Genomic DNA, 12,747 nt, shown 5'->3' with positions numbered 1-12,747 from the left:
CTCCTGCGCCCGCGCCGGCATGTGCGAGGATCATCCCTCGTGGAGACCCCCGGCGATCCGCCGAACGCCGTGCCCGACCGCTCCCGCTGGGGCCGCCTGCACGTGCTGGACTGGATCGCGATCGGGCTGGCCGTGCTCGGCGTGGTGTTCGTGCTCACCGGGCTGCTCCCCCGCGCCGACGCCGAGGCGACGATGCGGCGGATCATCCCCATCCTGATCTTCCTCGGCACGGTGGTGGTGCTGGCCGAGCTGACCGCCGTGGCCGGGGTGTTCGACGCGCTCGCGACCCGGGTGGCGGTGACCGCGCGGGGCAGTTTCCGGGCCCTGTTCTGGCTGTGCGTCGGCTTCGCCTCGGTGACCACGATCGCGCTCAACCTGGACACCACGGCGGTGCTGCTCACGCCGGTGATGATCGCGCTGGCCCGGGCGCTGAACGTGCCGCCGACGCCGCTGGCCATGACCACCGTGTGGCTGGCGAACACGGCGAGCCTGCTGCTGCCGGTGTCCAACCTGACGAACATCCTGGCCAGCGACCGGGTCGACCTGGACCCGGTGCCGTGGGCGGCCCGGATGTGGTGGCCGCAACTGGTCGCCGTCGCGGTGACCGCGCTGCTGCTGTGGTGGTGGTACTGGCGTCCGGCGCGCGCCGGGGCCGACCCGTTCGTCCCGCCGCCGCCGTACGTGCCGCCGGACCGGGTGCTCTACCGCACCGCGCTGGCGGCCTGCCTGCTGTTCGTCGCCGGGATCCTGGCCGGGGTGGAGATCGGCATCGCCTCCGGGGCGGCCGCCGCGATCCTGGTCGCCGGCTTCGCGGTCCGGGCCCGGCACCGGCTGCGTCCGGCGCTGGTGCCGTGGCGGCTGCTGGTGTTCGTGACCGGGCTGTTCCTCGTGGTGCAGACCATCGGCCGGCACGGCCTGGACACGGTGATGGGCACGCTCATCGGCACCGACCTGGGCGCGGAGGGGGCGCTGCGGGCGGGCGCGGTCGGCGCGCTGTTCAGCAACGCGGTGAACAACCTGCCCGCGTACCTGGCCGGCGAGGCGGTGATCGCGGCCGACCGGCACACCCAGTTGCTGGCGCTGCTGATCGGCACGAACGTGGGTCCGCTGGCCACGCCGTGGGCGTCGCTGGCGACACTGATCTGGTACGAGCGCTGCCGGGCCGCCGGGGTCGCCGTACCGCTGGGCCGGTTCGTGGCCACCAGTGCCGCGCTCGCCGTGCTCGCCACGGCCGCCACCGTGACGGCGCTTCTTGTCGGTCCCGGCGCCTAGCATCGCGGCATCGCCCCCTGAGCCGGGGCGAAAAACCGGTACGGCCCGATCCCGGGCGGTGGCTACCGTGCCCGCATGACCGCCGCACCCACGCTGCACTTCTGCACCGACCCGGGCGAGTTCCTCGCCGCCGCCGAGGCGTACCTGGCCGCCGATCCGGTGGTCGGCACGGTCGTCGCCACCGTCGCGCAGCGGATGGCGGCCCGCCGCGCCGAGGGCGTCGCGCTGCCCGAGGACGACTGGTGGCTGGTGGTGCGCGACGCCTCCGGGGCGGTGGTGGGCGCCGCGATGCGCACCGCGCCGTTCCCGCCGCGACCGCCGTTCCTGCTGCCGATGCCCGAGGCAGCCGCTGTGGCGCTGGCCGGGGCGTGGCACCGGCGCGGCGAGCGGGTCCGCGCGGTGAACGGCGCGCTGCCCGCCGCGCGCGCCTGCGCCGACGAGGTCGCACGCCTCGACGGCGGGCGGGTCGCTGTGGCCCAGCACACCCGGCTGCACGTGCTCGACCAACTGGCGCCACCGGCTCCGGTCCCCGGCGCGCTGCGGGCGGCCACCACCGACGACGTCGACCTGGTCGCCGCGTGGTTCGGCGCGTTCACGGCCGACGCCGACGAGCAGGCGGGCCGCCCGCCCGGCACCAGCGCACACGAGACGCCCGACCGCGCCGAGTTGCTGCGCCGCATCCGGGACGGCCGGGTCTGGTTCTGGACCGACGGGTCGGGCCGCCCGGTGCACCTGACCGCCGCCCACCCGACGTCGTTCGGCGTGGCTCGCGTCGGACCCGTCTACACGCCACCGGAGCAGCGCGGACGCGGCTGGGCCGGCAACGCGGTCGCCGAGGTGTGCCGGCTGCTCACCGCCGAGGGCGCGCGGGTGTGCCTGTTCACCGACCAGGCCAACCCGGTGTCGAACCGCCTCTACGCCCGGCTCGGATTCCGGCCGGTGGTCGACATGGCCAACCTGGCCCTGGTCGACTGACGGTCCGCGACTCCGGGTCAGCCTGCGAGGCCGAGCGCGGCCAGCCGGCGCGGGTCGGCGATCACGTCCACGGCGGCGATCCGTCCGCCGGCAACGGTGAACGCCATCACCGACAGCGGGCGGTCGCCGGCGGTCACCAGCACCCCGGCAGCGCCGTTGACGAGCACCGGCCGGGCGTGCGGGAACAGCCGGCCGAACGTGGTGGCCTGCGCCGCCACAGTCGTCGCGCCGGTGAGCACGACCGTGTGGCGGGCGCGGGCGGTCCCGGCGTCGGAGCGCAGCACCACGTCCGGGTGCAGCACCGCGATCAGCGCGTCGAGGTCACCGTCCCGGGCGGCGGCGAGGAAGGCGTCGACCACCGCCCGCTGCCGGGTCAGGTCGGGATCGGGCGTGGGCGCCTGTCCGCGTACCCGGCGGCGGGCCCGGCTGGCGAGCTGCCGGGCCGCCGCCGGTGAGCGGTCGACGAGCGGGCCGATCTCGTCGAACGGCACGCCGAACATGTCGTGCAGCACGAACGCGAGCCGCTCGGCCGAGGTCAGCGTGTCCAGCACCACCAGCAGCGCCAGCCCCACCGAGTCGGCGAGCACCGCGGCGTGCGCCGGATCGTCGGCGCCGGTGTCCACCACCGGGTCGGGCAGGCGTACGTCCAGCGGGTCCTCCCGGCGGGCGGCGCGGGACCGCAGCGTGTTGAGGCTGACCCGGGCGACCACAGTGGTGAGCCAGGCGTCGAGGTTCTCCACGGTGTCCGCGTCGGTGCGGGACAGCCGCAGCCAGGTCTCCTGCACCGCGTCCTCGGCGTCGGTGAGCGACCCGAGCAGCCGGTACGCCACCGCGCGTAGCCGTGGCCGCTCCCGCTCGAACCGCTCCGCCAGGTCCATCACCTGAGCCTCCCCTCCCGCACATCGACTCGACCCGCGCCGGGTCACCGATGTGACCACAGGTGACAGCCGTCACACCTGTCACGTCGGCAGGCCGGCGCGGGTCGAGGTGGCAGCACCGACAACGGGAGGACGACATGAACGCACCCATTCTGGTCACCGGCGGCACCGGCACGATCGGCCGGCACGTCGTGCCGCTGCTGCGCGCCGCCGGGCACCCGGTGCGCGTGCTCAGCCGGCGCGGCGGGCGGCCCGGCGACGGTGTCACCCACGTGGCCGCCGACCTGCTCAGCGGCGCGGACCTCGGCCCCGCCCTGAGCGGGGTGTCCACTGTGCTGCACCTGGCCGGCGGCGCGAAGGGCGACGACCGTGCCACCGCCCACCTGGCCCGCGCCGCGCACCGGGCCGGTGTGGCGCACCTGGTGCACATCTCGGTGACCGGCGCCGACCGGGTGCCGCTGGCCTGGATCCGGTCCAAGCTCGACGCCGAGCGCGCGGTGACGGACTCCGGCGTGCCCTGGACCGTGCTGCGCGCCGCGCAGGTGCACGACCTGGTGTTCACCATGCTGACGGCGATGACGAGACTGCCGGTGGTGCCGGTGCCGGGCGGCCTGCGGTTGCAGCCGATCGACGCGGCCGAGGTGGCGGCCCGGCTGGCCGAGCTGACGCTGGGCGCACCGGCCGGGCTGGTGCCGGACCTGGCCGGGCCGGACACGTACAGCATCGGCGAGCTGCTGACCGGACACCTGGCGGCCACCGGGAAGCGCCGGGCACGGCTGCCGGTGCGCATTCCCGGGCGGGCCGGCCGGGCGTACCGGGAGGGCGCGAACCTGGCCCGGCCAGGCGCCGCGAGAGGCGTGCGGACCTGGACGGGCTTCCTGGCCGAGCGGGAGCCGTCGCGGCCGGTCGCCTGAGCCGCCGCGGCGCGTCAGGAGGCGGCGCGCGACGGCGGGTGGAACTGCTCGCACATGACCTCGTAGCCGTCCGGGTCGAGCCCGTAGAAGATCCGCGCCCATCCCACGTCCTCCGGCTCCAGCGTCACCGGCAGCCCTTCGTCGCGCCACAGCGCGTACGTGGCGTCCAGGTCGGCGGTGGGCACGGTGAGGACGACACCGAGCCCCGGCGGCCCGGCCTTGACCTCGCGTTCCCGCTCCGCGTTGTGGTGCCCGTGGCGGTGCAGGTCGGACAGGATCAGCCAGGTGTGGCCGAACGTGAGGTAACGCAGGTTCGTCTGGTCGGTCTGCGGGATCTCCTTGAAGCCGAGTCGCAGGTAGAGCCGGTGGGAACGGTCCAGGTCACGGACCCGGAGCCCGAGCTTGAGTTGTCTGGCGGCCATCCCGCCGAGGCTAGCCGACCCGGCTCACCAGCCGACCGAGCCGAGGCCGACCGGGGTGAGGCGGCGTACCTGCGGCTCGATCCACTGTGCCGCGGTGACCAGTTTGACCAGCCGGTCGATGGTCTCCGGCGGCCCGGCCACGAAGCTGCGCCGGTCCGCGGGGCAGCCGTACCGGTCGTCGAACGTGCCGCCGTCGAGCGCGCGGACCGCCATGCCGGCCTCGACGGCGAGCAGCATCCCGGCCGGCAGGTCGACCGCCTCGGGACGGTAGCCGACGATGCCGTCGATGTCGCCGCGGGCCAGCATCACCCAGGACAGCAACGGCGCCCACAGTTGCAGCACCCGGCGCGCGCTGGTGTCCAGCACCACCTTCAGCGCGCGGGCGGTGCTGTCGTCCCGGCGTACCTCGTGCCCCTGGGTCCAGGCCAGCACCGGCGCGGACGGCACCGGGCGCTGCGCGGCCCGCAGCGGACGCGCGGCCGGGCCGGACGCGTGCACGAACGCGCCCCGGCCGCGCACCGCCGACCAGGTACGGCCCGCGACCGGGTCGTGCACCACGCCGAGCACCGGCGAGCCGTTGTCGCACAGGGCGATGCCGACCACGTACGCGGGCAGCCCGATCGCCACGTTGTTGGTGCCGTCCAGCGGGTCGACGAGCCACGCCCACGCGGTGTCCGGGGCGTACTCGCCGCCCTCCTCGGCGATCACGCCGTGCTCCGGCCAGCGGGCCCGGATCCGGTCGACGATCAGCCGCTCGGCGGCCAGGTCGAGGTCGGTCACCAGGTCACCGGTGTCGTTCTTGGCCCGGGCGTGCACTTCCCCCCGGGTGCCCCGGCGCAGCAGGCGGCCCGCCGCCTGCGCTGCCTCCACCGCGAACCGGTGCGCGTCGCGCAGGTCGGGCCCGCCTCTGCTCGGCTCCACGTCCATGGCTCCTCCAGCCAGTCAGCCCCGTGCCACCAGTCGCGCGATCTCCCGCGCCATCCGCGCGGTCTCCGCCGCGTCGCAGCGGTCCCGGCGTACCCGGTGGCTGCGCCCGTCCACCGCGCCGAGGCTCAGGTCGCACGCGCCGGGAGTGGTCCGGCCGAGCGCCACTGTCACCGCCGGCTCACCGGCGTCGACCTCCGAGGTGTGGAAACCGCCGGCACGCAGCGCGTACGAGTCGCCGGCCGAGTGCGTCTCCACCGTCGCGGTCATCGCGGTGACCAGCCGGTCGGTGGCGGCCATCTCGTCCACCTCGCCGAGGCTGTGCACCTCGTAGATCCGCCAGGCCGGATCGGCCGGCGCGTCGTCGACCTCGATCAGCTCGTTGCGGACGGTCCCGTGCAGCACGTGGCTGAGCAGATCCCAGCTGTGCGAGTGCATGGTGGAGGTGGTCGGGCGCACCGGCGGCGGGTCGGCCGGCCAGGCGTGCACGCAGATGCCGTCCGGGCCGTCGCGTTCCACGGGCAGGCAGGTGAAGCCGAGCGGGTGCCGGACCGCGCGCAGCGGCCGCCGCCCGTCCGCGACGTCGCCGAGCACGTCCAGCACCCAGCCGCGCAGCATCTCCGGCCGGGTGCCCCGGTCGATCTCCCGTTCGAGGTCGGCGTAACTGGTCATGAGTAGGGGTTCCTCGCCTGGACGGCCTTGCCGATGATGCCGGCGACCTCACGGTCGCCGAAGGACCGGGGCAGCGTCAGGCCGAGGGCGGTGAACAACCGCCGTACCTGCTCGACCGACGGCTCGTCGTCGAGCTTGACCTGGGCCGCCGCCTCGATCGGCACGCGCCGGCTCTGCCGGCGGCTGTAGTCCAGCTCGATGTTGAAACGGTTGTAGTAGACCTCGCCGCGGTCGATGCGCAGCGCGGGCGTCTGCGGGTTCTCCTGCGTGATGACGACGCAGGAGGAGGAGAGGTCGTAGCGGAACGTGGTCATCTGCGCGGAGAGCCGGACGTCGATGGTGAGCAGGCCGGAGCGTTGCAGGTGCCAGCAGGCGGCCAGCACGGTCGCGTACGACTCCTTGCGGGTGCGGTCGACGGTCCACGGCTCGCCGGGCGCGTCCGGGTCGAGGCTGCGCCGGAACCGCGCGTACCGCTCGCAGACCTCCTCGTCGGTCGGGTCGATGATCTCGATCGCGACGGTGAGCGTGGCGTTGCGCCGCCGGGCGTGTTCCAGACAGTCCGGCAGCGTGACCGCGCGCAGGTAGGTGCCGGTGCCGCCCTTGAAGCTCCACTGGTCGGTGTGCCGCCGCGCCTCGGCGAGCGCCTGCCCGACCTCGCTGCCGTGCAGCACGCGCACCATGGAGACGCTGTCGATGGCCTCGCGGGCCCGGTTCAGCGCGCCCTCCGGCCCGGTGATCTCCTGCATCTGCGGCACCAGGTCGGTCAGCCGGTCGCGGGTGTCCGAGATGACCTGGCGGACCTCCCGCTCGGTGGTGCGCCGGCGCAGCCGGTCCCGCAGCATCGCCTGCGCGAGCAGGCCCAGGACCAGCAGGATCGCGCTGTTGACGACCTCCTGGTCGACCGCGTTGGTGAGGCCGAGCACGGACACCGTGAGGGCCAGGACGAGGCCGATGAACGCGTCGAGATTGGTCACGACCCAGGCGAGCAGGCGCGTCATGACATCCCCCGGTCGACGACGGAACCTCCATGATAGCCCGCTGTCAATGTCGCCATCACGCCCTGTTCTGCTGTGGTGGCGGTGCGCCGTGCCGGCGGGCGGCGCAGATCAGCGAACCGCCGAGCCCCGGTGCGGCGCGGGCCAGCCGCCGCGAGGCCACCCACCGGCCGCCCGGCAGCCGCCAGCCGACCTCGTTGGACCGCAGCGCCACCGGCGTGAACCCGGCCCGGCGCAGCGTCCGGCGCAGCAGCGAGGCGGTGAACGGGCGGATGTGCAGCCACAGGTACGGGTGCAGCGGATCGACCTGACGTGGCGCCCGCCCGGCGAGGAACGCCAGCCGGTCCTGCACCGGCGCCAGGTTCGGCGTGGTGAGCACCAGCAGGCCGTCGGGCGCCAGCACCCGGTGGCACTCCCGCAGCAGCGCCAGCGGGTCGTACACGTGCTCGATCAGCTCGCCGGCGAGCAGCCCGGCGAAGCTGCCCGCCCGGAACGGCAGCCCGCGGGTGGCGTCCAGGCAGACCGGCAGCGCCCGTCCGCGGGCCGCGGCGCGGGCCGTGCGCAGCGCCGTCTCGGCCGTGTCGGCGAGCACCACCGGGCCGGGCAGCGCGGCCGGGTCGAGCATGCCGCGCGGTCCGCAGCCCAGTTCCAGCACCGGCCCACGTCGGGTCACCCCCTCGGCCATCAGCCGGGCCGCGACCGCGCGGCGCACCCGGTGGTACGGGTCGTCGACGTACCCGTCGACCTCGGCGCCGTCGTGGTAGCGGCGGTGGTTGGCGTGCCTGCCGTGCGCCTGCGCGCGGTGCGACGACGTCCCGGTCGGCGGCTCGGCCATCACCCCTCCACAGCGGACGCCGGCCCCTTCGGCGGCGTCCGCACCAAGCCTCGCACCGGTTACGCCCGGCGGCGCGCACATCCGGCCCACCGGATGTGCGCGCGGCGCTACGTCAGATCGCCCGCGCCCAGTCCAGCCGGGTGCTGTCGTCGTACTCGTCGCCGGGGATCCACCACTGCTCGCCGAAGCCACTGGTGGACACGATGATGTTGCCGCCGTCCGGGTACTCGTTCTCCGGCGGGATCGACAGCGCGGCGCAGTAGCGGCCGTCCGGGGAGAACACCGGCGACAGGTAGAACCGGGGCTCGTCGGTGAGCTTCTTCAGCCCGGTGCCGCCGATGCGCACCGACGCCAGCGACTGGTTGTAGACCTCCCGGTCCAGGTGCCAGCGGTTGGTGCAGAAGACGACGCGCCCGGAGTCGGGCATGAAGACCGGCGAGATGAACATCTCGCCCGCCACCGGCGTGTAGATCGGCCGCACCGTGCCGGTCGCGAGTTCCAGCACCCGCAGTTGCCAGCCCTGCGAACGGCTGCGCCACCGTACGACGATCATCGAGCCGTCCCGGGACCAGTCCGGGTCCCTCATGGAGTGCCCCTCGACCAGCACGCGGGTGGCGCCGGTGACCACGTCCACAGCGATCAGCCGGTCGTTGCCCTGCCCGGTGACCAGCGCGATCTCGGTGCCGTCCGGCGACCACGTCGGCGCGCCGTAGCGGACACCGAACGGATCGGCGAGCAGTGTGCGCTTCTGGCCGGTGACCCGGTCGTACACGGCCACGTACGGCTCCAGCGTGCCGTCGCCCGAGCGGGCCGTGTTGACCCAGGCCACGTACCGGCCGTCCGGCGAGGCCTTCGCGTGGTCCCCGTTCGGCAGCAGCTCCCGCGGCGTGGTGCGGCCCGGGTCGACCTGGAGCACACCCCAGCCGACGCTGACCAGCCACGACCCGTTCACCACGTCGGCGGCGGACGCGGGTGCGGCGGACGCGGCGTGGGGCCCGACGGCCAGCCCGGTCGCGGCGGCGACTCCGGTCAGCGCGGCGGTACGCAGCAGGGCACGACGATTCATTGCGGTCATTCGACAACCCCCGTGTGAGACGTGGCCCCCACACTCGCGAGTGGATCGACGCACCGGAATCGGACGAGTGGCCGCTTCACGCTCGGCTGCTCGTCCATCACCAGAGGTGAGCCCGAGGCGGCCCGGGTACGCTCGCCCCGATGACCTCCGACGCGCTGCGCCGCGCCCTCACCGAACCGGGCGACCCGCCGCTGCTCCCGCTTCCCGGCGTGGCGGTCGAGCTGCTGGACGCCCTCGCCGCCCCGCCGCGCCTCGGCGCGCACCTGCGGCTGGTGCACGACGTCGCCTGGCACCTGACTGCCGCGTTCGCCGACCGGTTCGGCGCGGTGCCGTTCGACAGGCAGGCGGTGCTGTTCGGCGCCGCAGTGCACGACCTCGGCAAGGTCGAGCATCCCGGCGAGCTGACCGGCCCCGGGTCGGCGCACGAGGAGGCGGGCTACCAGCTGCTGTTGCGCTTCGGCGTACCGGAGGAGCGGGCCCGCTTCGCCGTCACCCACGCGGCGTGGCACTCCCCGGGCGTACAGCTGGAGGACCTGCTGGTCAGCCTCGCCGACAAGGTCTGGAAGGGCCGCCGGGTCGCCGACCTGGAGCAGCTCGTGGTCGACCGGCTCGCCGCCATCACCGGCCAGGAGCGCTGGCAGACGTTCCTGGACCTCGACGACGTCCTCGCCGAGCTGGCCGCCGGCGCGGACCGGCGGCTGGCGTTCCAGGCGGAACATCCGGTTTACGGCTGACGTCGGACCGGCGGCGCCGATGAGTCCGCCGCGCGAGGGCGGTCTGCCCCGGGTCGGTGTTCTCCGATCTCCGGGAGGAAGCATGAGCACCAGCGAAGCGCGGGGCCGGGTGCGGGCGTTCGTCACCGTGTCCCTGGACGGCTACGTCACCGGTCCGGACGACCACGCGGGCCAGGGGCTGGGCGTCGGCGGCGAGCGGCTGCACCACTGGGTGATGGGCGGGCCGTGGACGTACGACACGCCGCGCGAACCCGGCACCGGCATGACCGGCGAGGACCGCGCGTACTTCGACGAGCTGCTGGCGGGCGTCGGCGCCGCGCTGTGCGGCCGGGGGATGTACGACAGCGCCGGCGCCTGGGGCGGCAGCAACCCGTTCGAGGCGCCACTGGTCGTGCTCACCCACCGCACCGCCGACCAGCCCGACCCGGACGCCGGTTTCCTCATGGTCGACGGGTTCGACGCGGCGCTGGCCGCGGCCCGGCGTACGGCCGGTGACGGCGCGGTGGTCATCGGCGGGGGCGCCGACGTGATCCGGCAGGCGCTCGCGGCCGGCGTGGTCGACGAGCTGGGCCTGTCCACCGCGCCGGTGATCCTCGGTCGCGGGAAGCGGCTCTTCGAGGGCTTCGACCGGGACGTCGACCTGGAGATCCGCGCCGTGCACCACTCGCGCCACGCGGTGCACGTCAGGTACGCCGTCGGCCGCCGCGCGAGTGATACCGATTGACTTTCGATAGGTTACGCGCGATAGTCGATGCATGTTGACGGCGCAACGCGCGGTGACACCACTCCGCGCCTTCCTGGTCCTGCTGTTCGCGATCCTGGTGCTGTTCCAGACCATGTCGCTGCCCGGGCAGTTCGCGCACATGGCGCGCGAGAACCCGGACATGGCGTACCTGCGGTGGCCCGCCACCGCGGTGACGATCTTCTGGGTGCTGTGCGTGCAGGTGGTGATCGTCTGCACCTGGCACCTGCTCACCCTGGTCAAGAACGACCGCATCTTCACCGAGGCGTCCCTGGGCTGGGTCGACGGGATCGTCTGGGCGGTCGCCGCCGCCTGGGTGGTGCTCGTCGGCGTGTTCCTCTACGTCGGCTTCAACGCCGACGACCCGGGGTTGCCACTGCTGCTGTTCCTGCTGGTCACCGGCGTCAGCGTGCTGGGGCTGCTGATGGTCGTCCTGCGCGCGCTGCTGCGCCAGGCCACCACGCTGCGCACCGACATGGAAGCGGTGATCTGATGCCGATCGTCGTGCGCATCGACGTCGAACTGGCCAAGCGCAAGATGAGCGTCGGCGAGTTCGCCGAGCGCGTCGGGCTCACCCCGGCCAACGTCGCCGTACTCAAGAACGGCCGCGCCAAGGCCGTCCGTTTCAGCACCCTGGAGGCCATGTGCCGGGTGCTCGACTGCCAGCCCGGCGACCTGCTCGAATGGGTCGCCGACGAGGAGGAGCGATGAGATACCTGGCCGTCGTCGTCGCCCTGCTCGCCGTCGTGCTCGGCGTCACCGGCTTCGTGTACGGCGAGGCCGACGACTCCCCCGGCCTCCAGTTCCTGTCCGCACTGCTCGTCATCGGCGCGGTCGCCATCGGCGTACGCGTCGCCCGGCGTACCCGGTAGGGCCGGCGCCCCCTCGACGCCGGCCCTGCCGGTCAACCCTTCACGCAGACGACCTGCTTGAGGTGGGCGACCACCTCGACCAGGTCCTCCTGCTGGGCCATCACCTCGGTGATGTCCTTGTACGCGCCGGGGATCTCGTCGACCACACCGGCGTCCTTGCGGCACTCCACCCCGGCGGTCTGCGCGGCCAGGTCCGCGGTGCTGTACGTCCGCTTCGCCTGCCCCCGCGACATCCGCCGCCCGGCGCCGTGCGACGCCGAGCAGTACGCGTCGAGGTTCCCCTTCCCGCGCACGATGTACGAGCCGGTGCCCATCGAGCCCGGGATGATGCCCAGGTCACCCCGGCCGGCCCGGATCGCGCCCTTGCGGGTCACCAGCACGTCCACCCCGTCGTAGTTCTCCTCCGCCACATAGTTGTGGTGGCAGGAGATCGGCTCGTCGTAGCCGGCGTGCGGGAACGCCTCCCGGACCACCTGGCAGAGCAGGGCGAGCATGACCGCCCGGTTACGCCGGGCGTACTCCTGCGCCCACCACAGGTCCCGCCGGTACGCCTCCATCTCGGGCGTGCCGGCGAGGAACACCGCGAGGTCCCGGTCCGGCAGGTCGGTGTTGTGCGGCAGGCCGCGCGCCACCGCCATGTGCCGCTCGGCCAGCTCCTTGCCGATGTTGCGGGAACCGGAGTGCAGCATCAGCCAGACCCGGCCGTCGTCCGCGCCACCCTGCTCCAGGCAGACCTCGATGAAGTGGTTGCCGCCGCCGAGCGTCCCGAGCTGCCGCTGCGCCCGCGTCTGGAGCTGCGCCACCTTCCGGTCCAGCGTCCCGAACCGCCGCCAGAACTCGTCCCAGCCCGCCTGCTCCAGCCCCCGGACCCGGCGCGGATCGACGGCGTCGTCACGCATCGCGAAGCCGACCGGGATCGCCGCCTCGATCGCCGACCGCAGCGGCGCGAGGTCGTCGGGCAGGTCGGCGGCGGTCAGCGAGGTCCGCACCGCCGACATGCCGCAGCCGATGTCCACGCCGACCGCGGCCGGCGACACGGCCTGCCGCATCGCGATCACCGAGCCGACAGTGGCGCCCTTGCCGAAGTGCACGTCCGGCATCACCGCGACGCCCTGCACCCACGGCAGCGCGCCGATGTTGCGCAGCTGCCGGGCCGCCTGCGCCTCGATCGCGTACGGGTCGGTCCAGACCCGGACCGGTGCCCGGGTACCGGCCAGCGAGGTGAAACCCATCGTCGTCTCCTTGCTCATGTCCGTCTGACGTAGGCCGTACGGGACTCGAACCCATAGCCTCCCGGGTGAGAACCGGGTGAGCTGCCAATTGCTCCAACGGCCCTCCGGCGGCGTGACGCCGTCGGCGGATTCACCCCGGACACGGAGAACCGCCCGGCTCCGGTCTGGGGCGGGCGGTTCGCGCGGATCGTCGCGCCGGCGCTAG

Annotated in this window: 16 protein-coding genes and 1 tRNA gene; 8 read left to right on the top strand and 9 right to left on the bottom strand. The window is 74.0% G+C overall.

The window, feature by feature from the left end; genetic code table 11:
• The first annotated feature begins 39 nt into the window (after window positions 1-39).
• Window positions 40-1,272, top strand: a complete 1,233-nt coding sequence (locus ML5_RS25005; protein WP_013476647.1) for an SLC13 family permease — start codon at window positions 40-42, stop codon at window positions 1,270-1,272.
• A gap of 75 nt (window positions 1,273-1,347) precedes the next feature.
• Complete coding sequence (locus ML5_RS25000) at window positions 1,348-2,247, top strand: GNAT family N-acetyltransferase (protein ID WP_013476646.1); 900 nt, start codon at window positions 1,348-1,350, stop codon at window positions 2,245-2,247.
• 17 nt (window positions 2,248-2,264) lie between these two features.
• On the opposite strand, the gene sigJ is transcribed toward ML5_RS25000, so the two are convergent.
• On the bottom strand, window positions 2,265-3,125 hold the full coding sequence (sigJ, locus tag ML5_RS24995) for an RNA polymerase sigma factor SigJ (protein ID WP_013476645.1): 861 nt from the start codon (window positions 3,123-3,125) through the stop codon (window positions 2,265-2,267).
• A gap of 137 nt (window positions 3,126-3,262) precedes the next feature.
• Here sigJ and ML5_RS24990 point away from each other — a divergent pair, with 137 nt between their 5' ends.
• The gene (locus ML5_RS24990; RefSeq protein WP_013476644.1) at window positions 3,263-4,039 is read left to right on the top strand and encodes an SDR family oxidoreductase; all 777 of its coding nucleotides are present in this window, start codon (window positions 3,263-3,265) and stop codon (window positions 4,037-4,039) included.
• A 14-nt stretch (window positions 4,040-4,053) separates the two neighbouring features.
• Here ML5_RS24990 and ML5_RS24985 read toward each other — a convergent pair whose 3' ends face one another.
• The 6 genes from ML5_RS24985 to ML5_RS24960 all read right to left on the bottom strand — a co-directional run bounded on the left by ML5_RS24985 (window position 4,054) and on the right by ML5_RS24960 (window position 8,953).
• The gene (locus ML5_RS24985; RefSeq protein ID WP_013476643.1) at window positions 4,054-4,461 is read right to left on the bottom strand and encodes a VOC family protein; all 408 of its coding nucleotides are present in this window, start codon (window positions 4,459-4,461) and stop codon (window positions 4,054-4,056) included.
• Between the two features lie 24 nt (window positions 4,462-4,485).
• Window positions 4,486-5,388: an inositol monophosphatase family protein gene (locus ML5_RS24980; protein WP_013286528.1), complete on the bottom strand. Its 903-nt coding sequence runs from the start codon at window positions 5,386-5,388 to the stop codon at window positions 4,486-4,488.
• 15 nt (window positions 5,389-5,403) lie between these two features.
• A complete protein-coding gene (locus ML5_RS24975) occupies window positions 5,404-6,057 on the bottom strand; it encodes a hypothetical protein (protein WP_013286529.1) in 654 nt (217 codons plus the stop codon).
• Window positions 6,054-7,055 (bottom strand): hypothetical protein, encoded by a 1,002-nt coding sequence (locus ML5_RS24970; RefSeq protein WP_013286530.1) that lies wholly within the window; start codon window positions 7,053-7,055, stop codon window positions 6,054-6,056. The genes ML5_RS24975 and ML5_RS24970 overlap by 4 nt, the downstream gene beginning before the upstream one ends.
• A 55-nt stretch (window positions 7,056-7,110) precedes the next feature.
• Complete coding sequence (locus ML5_RS24965; protein WP_013286531.1) at window positions 7,111-7,887, bottom strand: class I SAM-dependent methyltransferase; 777 nt, start codon at window positions 7,885-7,887, stop codon at window positions 7,111-7,113.
• A gap of 112 nt (window positions 7,888-7,999) precedes the next feature.
• Complete coding sequence (locus ML5_RS24960; RefSeq protein ID WP_230649811.1) at window positions 8,000-8,953, bottom strand: LpqB family beta-propeller domain-containing protein; 954 nt, start codon at window positions 8,951-8,953, stop codon at window positions 8,000-8,002.
• A 149-nt stretch (window positions 8,954-9,102) separates the two neighbouring features.
• On the opposite strand from ML5_RS24960, the gene ML5_RS24955 reads away from it, so the two are divergent.
• From ML5_RS24955 to ML5_RS32435, 5 genes are all read left to right on the top strand, one after another.
• The gene (locus ML5_RS24955) at window positions 9,103-9,696 is read left to right on the top strand and encodes an HD domain-containing protein (RefSeq protein ID WP_013476642.1); all 594 of its coding nucleotides are present in this window, start codon (window positions 9,103-9,105) and stop codon (window positions 9,694-9,696) included.
• Between the two features lie 82 nt (window positions 9,697-9,778).
• On the top strand, window positions 9,779-10,420 hold the full coding sequence (locus tag ML5_RS24950; protein ID WP_013476641.1) for a dihydrofolate reductase family protein: 642 nt from the start codon (window positions 9,779-9,781) through the stop codon (window positions 10,418-10,420).
• A gap of 31 nt (window positions 10,421-10,451) precedes the next feature.
• Window positions 10,452-10,931, top strand: a complete 480-nt coding sequence (locus ML5_RS24945; RefSeq protein ID WP_013476640.1) for a DUF2975 domain-containing protein — start codon at window positions 10,452-10,454, stop codon at window positions 10,929-10,931.
• Window positions 10,931-11,149 carry a helix-turn-helix transcriptional regulator gene (locus ML5_RS24940; RefSeq protein ID WP_013476639.1) on the top strand — a complete coding sequence of 73 codons (219 nt, stop codon included), beginning with the start codon at window positions 10,931-10,933 and terminating at the stop codon, window positions 11,147-11,149. Before ML5_RS24945 ends, ML5_RS24940 begins: the two co-directional genes overlap by 1 nt.
• On the top strand, window positions 11,146-11,310 hold the full coding sequence (locus ML5_RS32435; RefSeq protein WP_013286537.1) for a hypothetical protein: 165 nt from the start codon (window positions 11,146-11,148) through the stop codon (window positions 11,308-11,310). The genes ML5_RS24940 and ML5_RS32435 overlap by 4 nt, the downstream gene beginning before the upstream one ends.
• A gap of 32 nt (window positions 11,311-11,342) precedes the next feature.
• On the opposite strand, the gene ML5_RS24935 is transcribed toward ML5_RS32435, so the two are convergent.
• Complete coding sequence (locus ML5_RS24935; RefSeq protein ID WP_013476638.1) at window positions 11,343-12,542, bottom strand: RtcB family protein; 1,200 nt, start codon at window positions 12,540-12,542, stop codon at window positions 11,343-11,345.
• A 30-nt stretch (window positions 12,543-12,572) separates the two neighbouring features.
• Window positions 12,573-12,645 (bottom strand) — tRNA-Glu (locus ML5_RS24930).
• Window positions 12,646-12,747 lie beyond the last annotated feature (102 nt).

This window comes from Micromonospora sp. L5, from assembly GCF_000177655.2.
In the GTDB taxonomy this organism is placed as follows: Bacteria; Actinomycetota; Actinomycetes; order Mycobacteriales; family Micromonosporaceae; genus Micromonospora; species Micromonospora aurantiaca.
Note: the sequence above shows the minus strand (reverse complement) of the source record. Positions and strands in the feature narration are given on the sequence as shown.

Excerpts from the sequence above, each read along its gene's own strand:
- ML5_RS25000 (WP_013476646.1), top strand. The coding sequence starts at position 1,348 with ATGACCGCCGCACCCACGCTGCACTTCTGCACCGACCCGGGCGAGTTC.
- sigJ (WP_013476645.1), bottom strand. The coding sequence starts at position 3,125 with ATGGACCTGGCGGAGCGGTTCGAGCGGGAGCGGCCACGGCTACGCGCG.
- ML5_RS24990 (WP_013476644.1), top strand. The coding sequence starts at position 3,263 with ATGAACGCACCCATTCTGGTCACCGGCGGCACCGGCACGATCGGCCGG.
- ML5_RS24985 (WP_013476643.1), bottom strand. The coding sequence starts at position 4,461 with ATGGCCGCCAGACAACTCAAGCTCGGGCTCCGGGTCCGTGACCTGGAC.
- ML5_RS24980 (WP_013286528.1), bottom strand. The coding sequence starts at position 5,388 with ATGGACGTGGAGCCGAGCAGAGGCGGGCCCGACCTGCGCGACGCGCAC.
- ML5_RS24975 (WP_013286529.1), bottom strand. The coding sequence starts at position 6,057 with ATGACCAGTTACGCCGACCTCGAACGGGAGATCGACCGGGGCACCCGG.
- ML5_RS24970 (WP_013286530.1), bottom strand. The coding sequence starts at position 7,055 with ATGACGCGCCTGCTCGCCTGGGTCGTGACCAATCTCGACGCGTTCATC.
- ML5_RS24965 (WP_013286531.1), bottom strand. The coding sequence starts at position 7,887 with ATGGCCGAGCCGCCGACCGGGACGTCGTCGCACCGCGCGCAGGCGCAC.
- ML5_RS24960 (WP_230649811.1), bottom strand. The coding sequence starts at position 8,953 with ATGAATCGTCGTGCCCTGCTGCGTACCGCCGCGCTGACCGGAGTCGCC.
- ML5_RS24955 (WP_013476642.1), top strand. The coding sequence starts at position 9,103 with ATGACCTCCGACGCGCTGCGCCGCGCCCTCACCGAACCGGGCGACCCG.
- ML5_RS24950 (WP_013476641.1), top strand. The coding sequence starts at position 9,779 with ATGAGCACCAGCGAAGCGCGGGGCCGGGTGCGGGCGTTCGTCACCGTG.
- ML5_RS24945 (WP_013476640.1), top strand. The coding sequence starts at position 10,452 with ATGTTGACGGCGCAACGCGCGGTGACACCACTCCGCGCCTTCCTGGTC.
- ML5_RS24940 (WP_013476639.1), top strand. The coding sequence starts at position 10,931 with ATGCCGATCGTCGTGCGCATCGACGTCGAACTGGCCAAGCGCAAGATG.
- ML5_RS32435 (WP_013286537.1), top strand. The coding sequence starts at position 11,146 with ATGAGATACCTGGCCGTCGTCGTCGCCCTGCTCGCCGTCGTGCTCGGC.
- ML5_RS24935 (WP_013476638.1), bottom strand. The coding sequence starts at position 12,542 with ATGGGTTTCACCTCGCTGGCCGGTACCCGGGCACCGGTCCGGGTCTGG.